General features: G+C 69.4%; 13 protein-coding genes. 6 read left to right on the top strand and 7 right to left on the bottom strand.

Annotated features, from left to right (window positions below; translation table 11 throughout):
• Nucleotides 1–141: 141 nt before the first annotated feature.
• From WQ53_RS07970 to WQ53_RS07945, 6 genes are all read left to right on the top strand, one after another.
• Nucleotides 142–630, top strand: coding sequence for a hypothetical protein (locus WQ53_RS07970; RefSeq protein WP_052631676.1), 489 nt, complete (start codon nucleotides 142–144; stop codon nucleotides 628–630).
• Nucleotides 627–1,286 carry a hypothetical protein gene (locus tag WQ53_RS07965; RefSeq protein WP_330217149.1) on the top strand — a complete coding sequence of 220 codons (660 nt, stop codon included), beginning with the start codon at nucleotides 627–629 and terminating at the stop codon, nucleotides 1,284–1,286. Before WQ53_RS07970 ends, WQ53_RS07965 begins: the two co-directional genes overlap by 4 nt.
• Nucleotides 1,287–1,329: 43 nt before the next feature.
• Nucleotides 1,330–3,195 carry a hypothetical protein gene (locus tag WQ53_RS07960; RefSeq protein ID WP_052631674.1) on the top strand — a complete coding sequence of 622 codons (1,866 nt, stop codon included), beginning with the start codon at nucleotides 1,330–1,332 and terminating at the stop codon, nucleotides 3,193–3,195.
• A gap of 168 nt (nucleotides 3,196–3,363) precedes the next feature.
• Nucleotides 3,364–4,071 carry a C39 family peptidase gene (locus tag WQ53_RS07955; protein WP_052631673.1) on the top strand — a complete coding sequence of 236 codons (708 nt, stop codon included), beginning with the start codon at nucleotides 3,364–3,366 and terminating at the stop codon, nucleotides 4,069–4,071.
• Nucleotides 4,072–4,083: 12 nt separating this feature from the next.
• Nucleotides 4,084–4,965: a hypothetical protein gene (locus WQ53_RS07950; protein WP_052631671.1), complete on the top strand. Its 882-nt coding sequence runs from the start codon at nucleotides 4,084–4,086 to the stop codon at nucleotides 4,963–4,965.
• A 69-nt stretch (nucleotides 4,966–5,034) separates the two neighbouring features.
• Nucleotides 5,035–6,366 (top strand): hypothetical protein, encoded by a 1,332-nt coding sequence (locus WQ53_RS07945; protein WP_428992283.1) that lies wholly within the window; start codon nucleotides 5,035–5,037, stop codon nucleotides 6,364–6,366.
• A 335-nt stretch (nucleotides 6,367–6,701) separates the two neighbouring features.
• Here the strand turns inward: WQ53_RS07945 and WQ53_RS07940 are convergent, their stop codons facing one another.
• The 7 genes from WQ53_RS07940 to WQ53_RS07910 form a co-directional block, all read right to left on the bottom strand.
• Nucleotides 6,702–8,036, bottom strand: a complete 1,335-nt coding sequence (locus tag WQ53_RS07940; protein ID WP_052631668.1) for a sigma-54 interaction domain-containing protein — start codon at nucleotides 8,034–8,036, stop codon at nucleotides 6,702–6,704.
• Nucleotides 8,037–8,438: 402 nt separating this feature from the next.
• Nucleotides 8,439–9,569, bottom strand: a complete 1,131-nt coding sequence (locus WQ53_RS07935) for a GDSL-type esterase/lipase family protein (RefSeq protein WP_052631666.1) — start codon at nucleotides 9,567–9,569, stop codon at nucleotides 8,439–8,441.
• A gap of 149 nt (nucleotides 9,570–9,718) precedes the next feature.
• Entirely contained in the window at nucleotides 9,719–10,474 is a 756-nt protein-coding gene (gene kduD, locus WQ53_RS07930) for a 2-dehydro-3-deoxy-D-gluconate 5-dehydrogenase KduD (protein WP_052631664.1), read from the bottom strand.
• A 79-nt stretch (nucleotides 10,475–10,553) separates the two neighbouring features.
• A complete protein-coding gene (gene kduI, locus WQ53_RS07925; protein ID WP_052631662.1) occupies nucleotides 10,554–11,402 on the bottom strand; it encodes a 5-dehydro-4-deoxy-D-glucuronate isomerase in 849 nt (282 codons plus the stop codon).
• A 149-nt stretch (nucleotides 11,403–11,551) separates the two neighbouring features.
• The gene (locus WQ53_RS07920; protein ID WP_052631660.1) at nucleotides 11,552–12,607 is read right to left on the bottom strand and encodes a LacI family DNA-binding transcriptional regulator; all 1,056 of its coding nucleotides are present in this window, start codon (nucleotides 12,605–12,607) and stop codon (nucleotides 11,552–11,554) included.
• A gap of 86 nt (nucleotides 12,608–12,693) precedes the next feature.
• A complete protein-coding gene (locus WQ53_RS07915; RefSeq protein WP_052631658.1) occupies nucleotides 12,694–13,974 on the bottom strand; it encodes a TRAP transporter large permease in 1,281 nt (426 codons plus the stop codon).
• A 2-nt stretch (nucleotides 13,975–13,976) separates the two neighbouring features.
• Nucleotides 13,977–14,525 (bottom strand): TRAP transporter small permease, encoded by a 549-nt coding sequence (locus WQ53_RS07910; RefSeq protein WP_052631656.1) that lies wholly within the window; start codon nucleotides 14,523–14,525, stop codon nucleotides 13,977–13,979.
• Nucleotides 14,526–14,532 lie beyond the last annotated feature (7 nt).

Raw genomic sequence — 14,532 nt, 5'->3', positions numbered from 1 at the left:
CGCGGTGCGCCGCTGCGGAGATGTAACACCGGCCGCCGGTCGTGGTGCCGGGGATTTCCGCAAGCCACTGTTCCTGAAGGAAAAAAATGCTTGGCACGGGTCGTGCGCTGTTGTTCCCGCCTAACCGCGGGGAACGCGTCCATGCCTCGAAGCCTTGTCTGCCTGCCCCTGCTCGCCCTTCTGGCGGCGCCGGCCGATGCCCGCGCCGCCGATGCGCATGTCGGCGTCCATCCCGAGCGCGGGGAAATCGTGCTGCTGCGCGACGTGAACGCCCGCCACGCCTACCGCAAGGCGCCGCCCAGCATCGCCCTGATCGTCGATCCGACGCCGAACCGCGAGATCGACCATAGCCTCGGCACCGGCGAGATGTCCGACGACGAGATCGCCGGGATGTCCTCCGGCCGGGTCGACGCACGCGGCGGCACCTTGCCGCAGCAGATGACGGACCGCGCGCTGCAGGGCTCGACCGGCCGGCTGGTCGGCGAGGGCAGCGTCCTTTCCGGCAGCGGCTTCGGCCGCAGCGTCGGCGGGGCCACCGGCGCCATCACCGGTGCCACCCGCGGGATCGCCCCGACCGTGACCGGCGCGCTGTCGCAGTTCCCGACCGGCGGCCAAGGGACCGGTCCGTGAGCGCACGGGCCGGCCTCGCACCCTGGGACAGGCGCCTGCTCCTGTTCCTGGCAGCGATCGCCTGTGCCGCGGCGCTGGCCAGCGGCCGCGCACGCGCGGGCGACGACTACGCCGAAATGATCGGCTACCTGGCGCAGACGCGCATCGACGACCGCGTGCTGGCCGGCAGCAGCGGCGCCATCGCCGTGAACATGGCCGCCGGCGACCTGAACCAGCAGTCCAACCTGCGCGCGCTGGCGGTGGGCGACTTCGCCAGCGTGCAGGTCGGCGTGCGGCAGGCGCGCAGCGACGACGTGTACGACACCCCGCTGGCCGCCAGCGCGACGATCGGCGGATCCGCGCTCGCCGGCGCCAGCGGCATCGCATCGATCAACCAGGCCAGCGGCAGCGGCAACGCGGAATACAACGCGGTGGCGCTGCTGCTGGCGCAACAGGGCATACGCGAGACGCCGGACAGCCTGCTGTCCTCCAGCGTTTCCGCGTCGGCGGAGCGGCAGCCCGCCCCCGACCCGGCGGGGAGGACCGCCAGCCGCAACGTGGCAGTGGAAGCCACCGCGCTGCGCGGGTTCGAGGGCGTGCTGCAACTCAACCAGATCGCGGGCTCGGCCAACGAGACCGGCAACGTCCTGACGTTGTCGCTCCCTCCGGGCCCGTGAAGGCGGTAATCCACCCAACCAAGAGCAAGAGAGAGAGGACACCATGAAAGGGAATCTGAAGTGGACCGTGCTTGCCGTGGCGATTGCCGCCGCGACGGCCGCCAACGCCCAGGTCGTGAACAACATCGAAAACAACATCACGAACAACTGGACCAACAACGTCGAGAACAACTGGACCAGCAACGTCGAGAACAACCTGACGAACAACGCTGAGAACAACTGGACCAACAACGTCGAGAACAACTCGACGACGAACACCACGGTCGATACCGACATCTCCTACAGTGATTCGTTCGACCGCACCACTACCATCGACACCTCGTACAGCGATTCGTTCGACCGTACCGCTACCGTCGACACCTCGTACAGTGATTCGTTCGACCGCACCGCTACTGTCGACACTTCGTACAGCGACAGCTTCGACAGCACCACCACGCTCAGCAAGGACATCTCCTACAGCGACTCGTTCGAGCGTAACGCCACGGTCGATACTTCGTACAGCGACAGCTTCGACCGCGCCACCACGATCACCCATGACGTGGAAACCTCGTACAGCGACTCGTTCGAGCGGACCTCGACCGCGACCCACACGGTCGACACCTCGTACAGCGACTCCTTCGATCGCAGCACCACGATCACCAAGGACATCTCGTACAGCGATTCGTTCGACCGCTCGACCGTGATCGACTACAACCGCCTCGTCGTCGACAACGACATCACCCACGACGAAGACGTCAACGTCAACCACGACATCAGCATCAACAAGGAAGTCGACGAGCACGGCGTGTCGGCCGAGCTCGAGTCCGACCTGTCCCTGACGTCGAGCATCAACTTCAGCGGCAACCCGACGGTTTCCGGCGACCTGGAGATCGATTCCGCGGCGATCGCGGTGATCGACAACCGCCAGACCAACACCGGCAACCTGGGCCTGAACGACACGCTGACCAACAGCGCCACGATCAGCGGCAACACCGCCACCGAGGGCGAGGGCAACCTGCAGTTCAACGTCGCCGCCGGCGACAACAACCAGCAGGACAACGCCGCTGCGCTGTCGGCTGCCGACGCCAGCTTCGCATTCGGCCTGGCCGACTCGAAGGTGTTCGTGCAGCAGACCGGTGCCGCCAACGTCACCAAGAACCTGGGCCAGACCAACTGGGCCAGCGTGGGCGACGCCGCGTTCGCCGACGCCACCGGCAACATCGGCGTGAACGTCACCTCCGGCAACAACAACCAGCAGAAGAACGCACTGACCGCCTCGGTCGCGACCTCCCGCTACGCTTCGGCGGCGGTCAGCTCCAACCAGCAGTCGTCCGGCAACTTCGTGGCCAATGCGCCGTCGCGCACCGTGGAATACGACCAGATCGGCATCTCGCTGTCCGGCCGCGTCAGCGGCGCCACCATCGCCGTCGGCGCCGGCGTCTACGAGGGCACCAGCAGCGGTTCGTACGAGGGCGAAGGGTACGAAGTCCAGGCCAACAACCTGTATGCCGACGTGTGGACGGGATCGAGCCATCCCAGCGGAGGCAACAACGGCCACATCGACTACGACGCCGAAAGCCAGGGTGCGGCGCTGAACCCGAACCGGGCAGGCGTGGGCGGCTTCTCCTTCGACACGACGGAGGGCGGCACCTACGAGGGCAGCGAGGAAGGCGAGCTGGTCTTCGTCGAACTGGGCTACGCCGACCTGTGGGCCAGCCTGAGCGGCTACGTGACCATTGCGCGCAACGTCGTCGATACCTACACGACCAACACCGCCTCGTTGTCCGGCGACGCCTTCGCGCGCGCGACCGGCAACATCGGTGTGAACGTGTCGGCCGGCACCGGCAACCAGCAGGCCAACAGCCTGGCCCTGGCCGTCGCGCAGCCGTCGGCGGCGCCGCCGCCGTCCGGCCCGCCCGGCGGCGAGTGAGCCGGTCCGCATGAAACATCCCGTCACGGGATGAAGGAGTGACTCCCGGCCATCCGCCGTGGCCGGGAACTCACGGAACGCCCCGTCCCGCCTCCCCCGCGGGACGGGGCTTCCACTCCATGGACGGCGGACCTCTTCCATGACCGACCGCAACAGGAACCTGCCGCCATGTCGCGACTGCCGACGCCGAGCCTGATGCTGTTGCTGCTGCTTTTCGCCGTTCCGGCGCAGCCGGCGAGGGCCGCCGACGTGGCCTTCTCCGGCGTGCTGCCGAACGGGGCGCTGTACCACCTGCCGGTGGAGAGCATGCGCGAGTCGCGCTACCGCCACCTGGTCCGGCAGAAGACCGACTACAGCTGCGGCGCCGCCTCGCTGGCGACGATCCTGCGCTACGCCTACCACCTGGACGCCGACGAGGACACGGTGATCGAGGGCATGCTCGCCCTGGCCGACCCGGAGATCGTGCGCGAGCGCGGCTTCTCCCTGCTGGACATCAAGCGCTACGTCGAATCGCTGGGTATGCGCGGGCGCGGCTACCGGGTCGACGAGGACCGCCTGCGCCAGCTGCGCGTCCCCAGCCTCGTGCTGATGGACGTGAACGGTTTCCGCCACTTCGTCGTGCTCAAGCAGGTGCGCGGCGACCTGGTCGAGATCGGCGACCCGATCCTGGGCAACCGGGTCGTCCCCTTGCCCGTATTCCTTGACTCGTGGCCGTCGCGGGCGGTGTTCGTCGTTATCGGCACCGACTTCGACCGCAACACGGTCCTGTTGCAGCCCAGCACCCGGCCCAGTGCCAAGGCGCTCTATGCACGGCAGGGGCCGATCACCGACGCCGAGCTGCTCGACTTCGGTTTCTCCCATGCCGACCTGTTCTGAAGGGAGCCGACCATGACCGGAAAACGCACGCTCTGCATCGCCATAGGACTGGCGACCGCACCGGCCGCGCTGCCCGCCCTGGCGCAACAGCCGCCGACGGATGCGGCGGCGACCCCGTCCCCCGCCAGCGGGCTCGTCGAGCTGACCGACGAGGAAATGGGCGACATGCGCGGCCGCTACACGGTCAACAGCAACACCGTGGCCTGGTTCGGCGTGACCATGGTGTCCACCTGGCAGACCCAGAGCGGGGCGCAGCTGCAGAGCACCATGAAGGTGGCGATGGACGCGAGCCGCCCCGGCAAGCCGACCGTGACCTTCCAACCGCACGTGAGCATCACCGCGATCGACGCCCCGTCACCGGTGCCGTCCGGGCTGCGCGAGATCGACAACGCCGGCCTGGCCAACGTGACCGGCGTGACCCAGAGCGTCCAGGTAGCCGGCGACGGCAACCTGGCCCACAACATCGCCCACGTCACCGTGCGCGACCAGCCGCCGCCGTCCGAAGCCTCCGGTGCCTCCCCTGCGTCGGAAGCGCCGGTGGCGTCCGCGACGGCGCCCCTGCCCCTGCCGTCGGCGCCGTCGCTGTCCGCCCCCCTGTCGGCGCCGGCGACCACCGCCATCGCCACGACCACCGTGGCCGGCATGAACGCCGTGGCCCAAGTCGAGAACAACGCCGTCCGGGTGCTGCTGCAGATCGACGGCCAGGGCGCGGTCGAGCAGTGGATCGGCCGCAGCGGCCTGGGCCAGACCATCCAGCTGGCCGCCGACGGCCAGCGCGCCAGTAACTGGATGGAACTGGAAGTGGTCCGCAACACGACCCAGGGGCGGCCCGTGCTCGGACAGAACGTGGCGCAGGCGATCGCGCTCAGCCGTGGCATCGCGATCGGGTACTGACGGCCAGACCAACCTAAGGAGAAGCAGGTGATCAGGAAGACTCCGGCCGTATCCCGCCCGGCATTGCCCGTGGCCATCGTCGCGGCCCTGGCCGCGTCCGCGTTCGCGCCGCTGGCGGTGGCGCAGCAGGCACAGGGCGCCACGCCCGCCGACGAAGCCGAACTGCGCCAGCTCACCCAGGATCTGGCCGAGCTCAAGGCCGCCTATGCCCAGGAGGTCCGCCGCCTGCGCGAACTAGACATGCAGGTGCAGGCGCTGCAGGCGCGTCTGGCCGGCCGGGTGCCTGCCGCCGGCCAGGTCGTGGCGGCACCGGCCGCGGCGGCTGCGGCGGCCGCCACCGCCCAGGCGGCGCCGGCCCCGTCGTCCACGGCCCCGCCGCCTTCGCAGGAGGGCTATGCCAGCACCGCCGCCGAGGCGGAGAAGGCGCGCGCCGAGTCGGTCAGCCGCAGCGTGTCCGACGTGAAGGAGCAGACCCGGACCCTGTTCACCCAGCGCTTCGTGATCGAGAACGGACTCAGCTACAACCGCTACGACCGCAAGCAGCTCACCCTCAACGGCTTCCTCGCGCTGGACGCGATCTTCCTCGGCAGCATCGCCATCGAGAACGTCGAGTCGGACACGGTGAACTACAACCTTGCCGCTCGCTGGGGCGTCCTCCCGCGCCTGACGCTGAACATGGACGTCCCCTACCTGTGGCGCAAGACCATCTACCAGAAGGGCGGCGCCGGCGGCGCGGCCGGGGCGATCGCGCAGGAGGAAACCACCGGCAGCGGCATTGGCGATGTCACCTTCAGCGGCAATTTCCTGCTGCTGCCGGAGAAGAACAGCCGGCCGGAGACGGTGCTCAACTTCGGCGTCACCGCGCCCACCGGGCAGGAGCCCTACGGGATCCCGTGGATCGTACTCGAGCGCGACGACGACGAATTCATCCGCTTCGCCGTGCCGGAGAAGCAGCCCACCGGCAACGGCGCCTGGCAGGCCAGCGTCGGGCTGTCCGCGGTGAAGACCAGCGATCCGGCGATCATGTTCGGCAACATCGGCTACACCTACTCGCGCGAGGCCAGCTTCGACGACATCGACAACAACCCGGCCACGGTCAACCCCGGCGACGTCAAGCTGGGCAACTCGTTCTACTTCGGCGCGGGGGTGGCGTTCGCGTTCAACGAACGCACCAGCTTCTCCATGTCGCTGAGCAACCGGCTCAGCGCACGCGCGCGCACGCGCTACGACGGCCAACCGTGGAGCAAGGTGATCGGCAGCGACGCCAACTCGGCGATGTTCAACCTCGGCGTCACCTACGCGCTGAACGAGCAAGCGACCATGGTCGGGCTGCTCGGCATTGGACTGACCCCGGACGCGCCGGACTTTACCCTCGGTTTCCGGTTGCCGTATTCGCTGTAGGGGCCCGGCTTGCTGGCGATGGCACGGGCGCCGGAATCACGAGAACGTCGCTTGTGCCGGCGGCGTCGCGTCGCCGGCTGAACCCGGCTCCTACAACAGCCACGACGCGGCCGTTCTCCTGTGTAGGAGCTGACTTCAGTCGGCGACACGGGCGTCGGGGTCAGGAAGATGTCGCTTGTGCCGACGGCGTCGGGTCGCCGGCTGAACCCGGCTCCTACAACAACTGCGGCACGGCCGCTCTCCTGTAGGAGCTGACTTCAGTCGGCGACACGGGCGTCGGGACCATAAGGACGTCGCCTGTGCCGACGGCGTCGGGTCGCGGGCAAGTCCGGCTCCTACAGCCGTAGTGCCTCAAGCTCCAGCTGGTGCTTCTTGCACAGCCGGTAGACGGTGACCCGCGAGACGCGCAGCCGTCGCGCGCACTCGCTGACGTTGAAGCCCGAGTTGCGCAGGGCCGACAGGACCACTTCCCGTTCGGCCTGCACGCGAACGCCGTCCAGGCCTTCGGCGGCCGCGCCGGTAGCGGCCGCGCCCTCCAGCTGCAGGGCCTGGATGCCGATCAGGTCGCCCTCGCTGACCACCGCGCCGCGCCGCACCCGGTTGAGCAGTTCGCGCACGTTGCCCGGCCAGGCGTGCTCGCGCAGGGCGCGCCACGCGCCGGCATCGAAGCCGCGCGCGCGCACCCGGTGCTGGCGGCGGAACGCGTCGAGGAAGTGCCTGGCCAGCAGTTCGACGTCGTTGCCGCGCTCGCGCAGCGGCGGCATGTGCAGCCTCAGCACGTCCAGCCGGTAGAACAGGTCTTCGCGGAAACGTCCCTGCGCGACGGCCTGCTCCAGGTCGACATGGGTGGCGGCGAGCACGCGCACGTTGACGTGGATCGAACGGTGGCTGCCGATGCGTTCGATCGTGCCTTCCTGCAGGACCCGCAGCAGGTTGGCCTGCGCATCCAGCGGCAGGTCGCCGACCTCGTCCAGGAACACCGTGCCGCCGTCGGCGGCCTCGAACAGGCCGATCCTGCGCGCGGAAGCGCCGGTGAACGCACCGCGCTCGTGGCCGAACAGTTCGGCCTGCACCAGGTTGGGCGGCAGCGCGCCGCAGTTGATCGCGATGAAGGGCGCGGCGTGACGCGGCGACAGCCGGTGCAGCGCGCGCGCGGCCAGTTCCTTGCCGGTGCCGGTTTCGCCGGTCACCAGGACCGGCAGGTCGATCGGGGCGAACTTGTTCAGGTTCGCGCGCACCTGCAGCAGCGCCGGGCTGTTGCCGATCAGGCTGTCGCTGTCCGGATCGTTGCCGGCCTGGTCGCCTTCCACCACCTGCTGCAGCCGGCTGACCTGCTGGAGGTCGAGCGGCTCGCGCAGCGTGAACAGGCAGCCGCCGGATATTCCGGCCGGGACGTGGCGCGCGTCGTCGGCCTCGCCCAGCGTCACCAGCGGCAGGTCGGGATGGCGCGCGAGCAGGTCGCGCATCGCCGTGAGCCAGGCGCGGTCGGCGCCGCGCAGGTCGACCAGCGCGGCGACCTGGTCGCCGCCGCGCAAGCCGATGCGCGTGCTGCCGGCATCCTCGATCACGCGCAGTTCCCATCCGGCGGCCGCAAGCAGTTCGCGCTCCTGCGGCGCGGGACGGCCCAGCCAGATGATGCAGCGTTTGCGGATATCGGGAACAGCCGCCATGTCGTGCTCCTGGATTCCATCCGGGCAAACGAAGGCGGGTTCGCCATCGCGGCCCCTGCGCGGGCAGGCATCGGCAGCCTGCCATCGCTCCATGACAACGGCCTGAATTCCGGGGACGCGATCACCGCCGTCGTGCGGCGGAGAGGCGTCGGATTCAGGACCGGAGGTCAGCGCGGACAGGCCCCGGGCGCGGGCGGCAGACTCGTGGGCATGCACGCGGAACGAGGATGCGCGTGCGGGACAGGCAGCGGAACGACACACGACAGCATGAGCAGATTCCCCCGGATCATGTCTTCTCCGAAATGCGGAGCGACGGAACGTGTTGTATCCAGAAGAACGGCTACCGGTGCGGATGCAGGACAAAAACCGCGTTAAGCAAAGTGACGAAAACGTTGTTCAGCTTCAGCGCGGATCGACCGGATAGGCGATCAGCAAAACCAGATCGTCCTCGCCGACCTGCTCGATCGCATGCGTGCTGCCGGGCCGGGTCAGCATCGCGTTGCCGGCGGCGACCTCGTAGGCCTTGCCGTCCATCACGTAGCGGCCGCGGCCGGAGAGCACGTAGTAGATCTCGTCCTTGTGGTGCTGGTGCAGGCCGATGCCGGCACCCGGGTGCAGCACGCGCTTGCGCATCACGAACGGCAGGCCGGGTGCGTCGGTGAACAGCGGATGGGCGGTGGTGGTGCCGGCGCCGCCGTGCGGGCCGGGCTGCCGGCGGGCGAAATCGCGTTCGTGCACCACCGATGAAGGATGCGGCTGCGCGGCCAGGTCGGCGCGTGCGCTGGCCGGCGCGCCGCAATCGGTGTCGCGGACAACGTGCCCGGCCAGCGACGGATCCAGCGCCTTCCAGTCGCGCACCACCAGGCAGGCGACCAGGGTCGCGCCGGCGGCGCTGAAATGCGTGTCGTCGCGCACGCCGCGTTCGGGGACGTGCTCGAAGTAGGCCTTCGAAGTCTCGTCGCCGAGCGCGCGCAGCCAGTCCGCACTGCTGGCATTGAGGTCGATCAGCGCCACCTGTTCGCGCGCGGCCAGTGCTCGCACTGCCTGGGTGTAGCGTGCGTGGGTGTCCAGCAGCGAGCCGAAGTCCCAGACCCGCCGCGATACCGGTGTCACCAGGATGGGCGTGGCGCCGCGTTCGCGGGCCAGCGTTACGTAGCGCATCAGCCACTGCGGATAGGCCGTTTCCGGGTCGTCGTAGCGGCGCGTGTCCTCGACCTTGGCGTCGTTGTGGCCGAACTGCACCAACAGCACGTCGCCCTTGCGCAGTTCGCGCGCGATCGGCTCGAGCCGGCCTTCCTCGACGAAGCTGCGCGCGCTGCGTCCGCCGGCGGCATGGTTGCGGACCTCGAACTGCGCCGGGTCGAGGAAACCTTGCAGGTGCTGGCCCCAGCCGTTGCGCGGCGCGCGCTCGGGCCCGTACCCGGCGGCGGTGGAGTCGCCGGCGATGAACACGCGGCGTGCCTCGGCCCGGGCCTCGTCCGCGCACGACAGCGCGGCAAGCAACAGCACGATCGGCAGCAGGCGGATGGACATGGCGGTCGCTCCGGAAAAAAAGACGCCCCGCGGTCGGCTCGGCCGGGCGGGGCGAGGAGGGTCGGTACCGGCCCCGGACGCGGATGCGGAGAGAGTGCACCCGGCGCGCCGGGTGTGCACCCGCGGCTGGAGCCGTCCCGGGGCGGGGTTCAGCGCGCCAGCCAGCCGCCGTCGACCGGGATCACGGCGCCGTTGACGTAGTCCGACGCGGCGCTGGCCAGGAACACCGCGGTGCCGCCGAGGTCGGCCGGCACGCCCCAGCGCCCGGCCGGGATGCGGTCGAGGATCGCCTTGCTGCGCTCCTCGTCGGCGCGCAGCTGGGCGGTGTTGTCGGTGGCCATGTAGCCCGGCGCGATCGCGTTGATGTTCACGCCCTTGGCGCCCCATTCGTTGGCCAGCAGGCGGGTGATGCCGGCGATGCCGCTCTTGGACGCGGTGTACGACGGCACCCGGATGCCACCCTGGAACGACAGCATCGAGGCGATGTTGATGACCTTGCCGCGGCCTTGGGCGATGAAGTGGCGGCCTGCGGCCTGCGACATGAAGAACGCGGACTTGATGTTGACGTTCATCACGTCGTCCCAGTCCTTCTCACTGAAGTCGACCGCATCGGCGCGGCGGATCAGGCCGGCGTTGTTGACCAGGATGTCCAGGCCGCCGAGGCCGGCGACGGTGTCCTTCACCAGGCGCTCGACCGGTTCGATCGAGATCAGGTTGGCCTCGAGGTTGAGGAAGCGGCGGCCGAGGGCCTTGATCTTCTCGCCGGTTTCCTCGGCCGGCACGATGCCGGCGGCGGCGATGTCGGCGCCGGCTTCAGCCAGCGCCAGCGCGATGCCCTGGCCCAGGCCGGTGTTGGCGCCGGTGACCAGCGCGACCTTGCCTTCCAGGCTGAACGGATTCGTCATCGGATTACCCTTCCTGTGCGAGCGTTGTGCGTGCGGATGTATGCGGGGGGACGCGCCGCGGCCAAGCGGCGCGCGCGCGTCACTTGAGCTGGCAGATGTCCAGCACGTTCATGTCGGTGTAGTCCAGGTTCTCGCCGCCCATCGCCCAGATGAAGGCGTAGTTGCTGGTGCCCGAACCCATGTGGATCGACCACGGCGGCGAGACCACCGCCTCGTCGTTCTGCATGACGATGTGGCGCTGCTGGTCCGGCTGGCCCATGAAGTGGTAGACGCGGTCGTTGGCACCCAGGTCGAAGTAGAAGTAGACCTCGCTGCGGCGGTCGTGCAGGTGCGGCGGCATCGTGTTCCAGACGCTGCCCGGCTTGAGCACGGTCAGGCCCAGCAGCAGCTGCGAGGACTGGCAGGTGGCCGGGACGATGAACTGGTAGATGGTGCGCTCGTTGCTGGTTTCCAGCGCGCCGCGTTCCAGTGCCACCGCGTCCTTGATCGACAGCTGCTTGGTCTCGAAGCGCGCGTGCGCCGGGGTCGAGGTGAGGTAGAACTTCGCCGGGTTGGCCGCGTCGGCCGAGGCGAAGCTGACCTCCTCGCTGCCCATGGCCACGTACAGGCCATCCTTCGGGCCGAGCACGTAGTCGGTGCCGTCCACGGTCACCGTGCCGGTGCCGCCGCCGACGTTGATCACGCCCAGCTCGCGCCGCTCCAGGAACGGCTTGCCGGCGGCCGAGGCCGGCTCGGTCTGCCGGGGCAGCGACACGGCCTGGTTCACCGGCGCGGCGCCGCCGATCACGAAGCGCTCGTAGTGGGTGTAGTTCAGCCGCACCTCGTCGGCGGCGAACAGGTCGCCGATCAGGTACAGGTCGCGCAACTCGTCGTTGCTGGCGCCCTGCATGACGCCGGGGTGGGTCGCGTAATAGGTCTTCTGGTACATCGGGGACGGGCTCCTCGGGGCGGTGCCCATGGCCGCGGAACCGGCCATGGCAGTGCGTTGGGGGTGGATTCTAGCGGACGTTGGTAACCGGTGTCATTCCGCAATGCGTCAATCGGCCGTGCACCCGGAAGGCGGGCGCGGCGCGGGAGTCAGGCGGGGGGTTGGCAGGAGTCGCGGACGATCAGGTGCGGACGCACGCTGGCCACCGGCAGCGGGCCGTTGTCCGGGCGGATCAGCATGGTTGCGGCGATCCGGCCGGTGTCGCGGGTCTGCCGGCGCACCGAGGTCAGCGAGGGCCACAGGCGCGCGGCCAGCGGGCTGTCGTCGTAGCCGATCACCGACAGGTCGCGCGGGATGCTGATCCCTGCGCGCATGGCGACCTTGTACACGCCGGCGGCCATCTCGTCGTTGCCGCAGAAGATCGCGGTCGGCCGCTGCTTGCCGGCCAGCAGCTTCTCGGCCGCGGCCACGCCGGACTCGAAGGTGTAGCTGGCCTCGATGATCCGCGACTTGGGCACCTCGATGCCGCGCTTGGCAAAAGTGCCGACGAAGCCCTCGGTGCGCTCGATCGCCGAGCGGTACGCCAGCGGACCGGTGATCAGGGCGACGTCGCGGTGGCCCAGGGTCAGCAGGTAGTCGGCCGCCTCGGCCGCGCCGTCGCGGTCGTGGGTGACGATCATGCGGCCGTCGCGGTCGTCGAACCCGACCGGGACGATGCGGGTGTAGCGGCAGCCCGTTTCCGCCAGCATGTCGACCAGGTTCTGGTCCTCCGAGGCGCGCGGGATCAGCATCACCCCGTGCAGCTTCTGCTGCTGCACGAAGCGGCGCACGCCGTCGATGTAGCCGGGGCTGCGGGTGTCGCAGGGATGCACCACCAGCTCGAAGCCGGACTCGCGCAGCGCGTCCAGCGCGCCGTACTGCATGTCGACGATGTACTGCGCGGTCGGGTTGTCGTAGACCATGCCGATCAGGAACGAGCGCCGGAACGCCAGGCCGCGCGCCAGCGGGTCGGGCGTGTAGCCGACCTCGCGCATAAGCGCCTCGACCTTCTCGCGGGTGTCCTTACGCACCAGCGGGGAGTTGTTGATGATCCGCGAGACCGTCTTCTTCGAGACCCCGGCCAGCCGTGCGATGTCGTTGATGGTCGCGGCCTTGCCGGCGGTGGGCCGGGCGGCCTGGGAAGCGGGGGAGGAGCGCGCGGGCATGGAGGCGGTCGGAGGAAGGGTCGGTCGATTCTAGCCGGAGCGGCGGCTGCGATACCGCCCGGTCGGTGCCGGGCCGGTCGCGGTCATCAGGCCAGCACCCCGGGCAGCCACAGCGACAGCTGCGGGAAGAAGGTCACCACCAGCAGCACCGCCAGGCCGGCCAGCCAGAACGGCCAGATCGTGCGCATGCTCTCGCCCACGCTGATCTTGCCGATCGCCGTGCCGATGAACAGCACCGAGCCCACCGGCGGGGTGACCAGGCCCAGGCCGCCGGTCAGCACCAGGACCAGGCCGAAGTGGATCGGGTCGATGCCGTAGGCCCTGGCCACCGGCAGGAAGATCGGGGTGCAGATCAGGATCATCGGCGCCAGGTCCATGAAGGTGCCCAGCAGCAGCAGCATGACCACGATCATCAGCAGCACCATGTACTTGCTCTGCGCGAACGACTGCAGGAAATCCACCGCCGCCGACGGCACCTGCAGGTAGGCCAGCAGCCAGCCGAATACCGCCGCGGTGGCGATCACGAACAGGATCACGCCGGTGCTGCGCGCGGCGTGCACGACCGTGTCCAGGAACTCGCGCAGGCGCAACTGGCGGTACAGCACCACGGTGACCAGCAGCGCGTAGACCACCGCGATCGCCGCCGATTCCACCGCGGTGAAGATGCCGGCGCGGATGCCGATGAAGATCAGCGCGACCAGGCCCAGGCCGGGCAGCGCCGAGACCAGCCGCACCAGGACCGCGCGCCAGCCCGGGAAGACCTCGACGCCGTAACCGCGGTGGCGGGCCACGACATAGCCGGTGACCATCAGTGCCGCGGTCATCAGCAGCGCCGGGACGATGCCCGCTGCGAACAGCCGCGCGATCGACAGCCCGCCGCCGGCCGCGGCCGAATACAGGATCAGGTTGTGCGATGGTGGCACCAGCAGCGCGACCAGCGCGGCAGTGATGCTGACGTTGACCGCGAAGTCGCGGTCGTAGCCGCGCTTGACCATCTGAGGGATCATCGTGCCGCCGACCGCCGAGACGTCGGCGATCGCCGAACCGGACACGCCGCCGAAGAACAGCGAGGACAGGATCGAGACCTGGCCCAGGCCGCCGCGCATGCGGCCGACCAGCGACGAGGCCAGCGCGATCAGGCGCTCGGAAATGCCGCCGCGCATCATGATCTCGCCGGCGAAGATGAACAGCGGGATCGCGATCAGCGAGGCCGAGCCGGAACCGGCCGAGATCTGCTGGACCATCACCACCGACGGCAGGTCCAGGTACAGCAGGGTGACCAGCGCAGCGGCGGCCAGGGCGAAGGCGACCGGCACGCCGATCACCAGCAGCAGCGCGAACACGAGGAACAGCAGGGCGATGGCCATGGTCAGAGGTCTCCGTCCTGCGGCGCCGGCGACGCGGGAAGCTCGTCCTGCCTGTCCGGCGCCAGTGCCAGGACCAGGCGGTTGAGCGCGAACAGCGCCATCAGCGCGCCGCCCAGCGACAGCGGCAGGTAGTTGATGCTCTGCGGCAGGTTGGCGCCGGCGGCACGGATGCCGAGGCCGTCGACCAGCAGCACCGCCGCCCAGTACGCGATCACCCCGCCGATGCCGATGATCACCAGCGGCACGAGCACGTCGATGGCGCGGCGCACCGCCGGCTTGACGTGGTCGTGCAGCAGGAAGAAGCCGAAGTGGCGGTTGGTATGCACGCCCGCGGCGGCGCCCATGCCCATCGCGGTGGCCAGCAGCAACAGGGTCACCGGTTCGGTCCAGCTGGGCGAGTCGTTGAGCACGTAGCGGGTGAACACCTGCCAGCTCTGCACCACCACCAGCCCGAGCAGGGCGGCGGCGGCGATGGCGATGGCGATGCCGGCGATGCGGTCCAGCGCGCGTTGCGCGGGGCCGGCCGGTACGGAAGCGGCGGTATCGGTCATGGTTCGG

The organism is Pseudoxanthomonas suwonensis, assembly GCF_000972865.1.
GTDB lineage: Bacteria > Pseudomonadota > Gammaproteobacteria > Xanthomonadales > Xanthomonadaceae > Pseudoxanthomonas > Pseudoxanthomonas suwonensis_B.
The sequence above is the reverse complement of the archived record's forward strand: the minus strand, read 5'-3'. Positions and strand labels throughout refer to the sequence as shown.

Coding starts and splice junctions, on each gene's coding strand:
- WQ53_RS07950 (WP_052631671.1), top strand. CDS start 4,084: ATGACCGGAAAACGCACGCTCTGCATCGCCATAGGACTGGCGACCGCA.
- kduD (WP_052631664.1), bottom strand. CDS start 10,474: ATGACGAATCCGTTCAGCCTGGAAGGCAAGGTCGCGCTGGTCACCGGC.
- WQ53_RS07915 (WP_052631658.1), bottom strand. CDS start 13,974: ATGGCCATCGCCCTGCTGTTCCTCGTGTTCGCGCTGCTGCTGGTGATC.
- kduI (WP_052631662.1), bottom strand. CDS start 11,402: ATGTACCAGAAGACCTATTACGCGACCCACCCCGGCGTCATGCAGGGC.
- WQ53_RS07970 (WP_052631676.1), top strand. CDS start 142: ATGCCTCGAAGCCTTGTCTGCCTGCCCCTGCTCGCCCTTCTGGCGGCG.
- WQ53_RS07940 (WP_052631668.1), bottom strand. CDS start 8,036: ATGGCGGCTGTTCCCGATATCCGCAAACGCTGCATCATCTGGCTGGGC.
- WQ53_RS07955 (WP_052631673.1), top strand. CDS start 3,364: ATGTCGCGACTGCCGACGCCGAGCCTGATGCTGTTGCTGCTGCTTTTC.
- WQ53_RS07960 (WP_052631674.1), top strand. CDS start 1,330: ATGAAAGGGAATCTGAAGTGGACCGTGCTTGCCGTGGCGATTGCCGCC.
- WQ53_RS07920 (WP_052631660.1), bottom strand. CDS start 12,607: ATGCCCGCGCGCTCCTCCCCCGCTTCCCAGGCCGCCCGGCCCACCGCC.
- WQ53_RS07910 (WP_052631656.1), bottom strand. CDS start 14,525: ATGACCGATACCGCCGCTTCCGTACCGGCCGGCCCCGCGCAACGCGCG.
- WQ53_RS07935 (WP_052631666.1), bottom strand. CDS start 9,569: ATGTCCATCCGCCTGCTGCCGATCGTGCTGTTGCTTGCCGCGCTGTCG.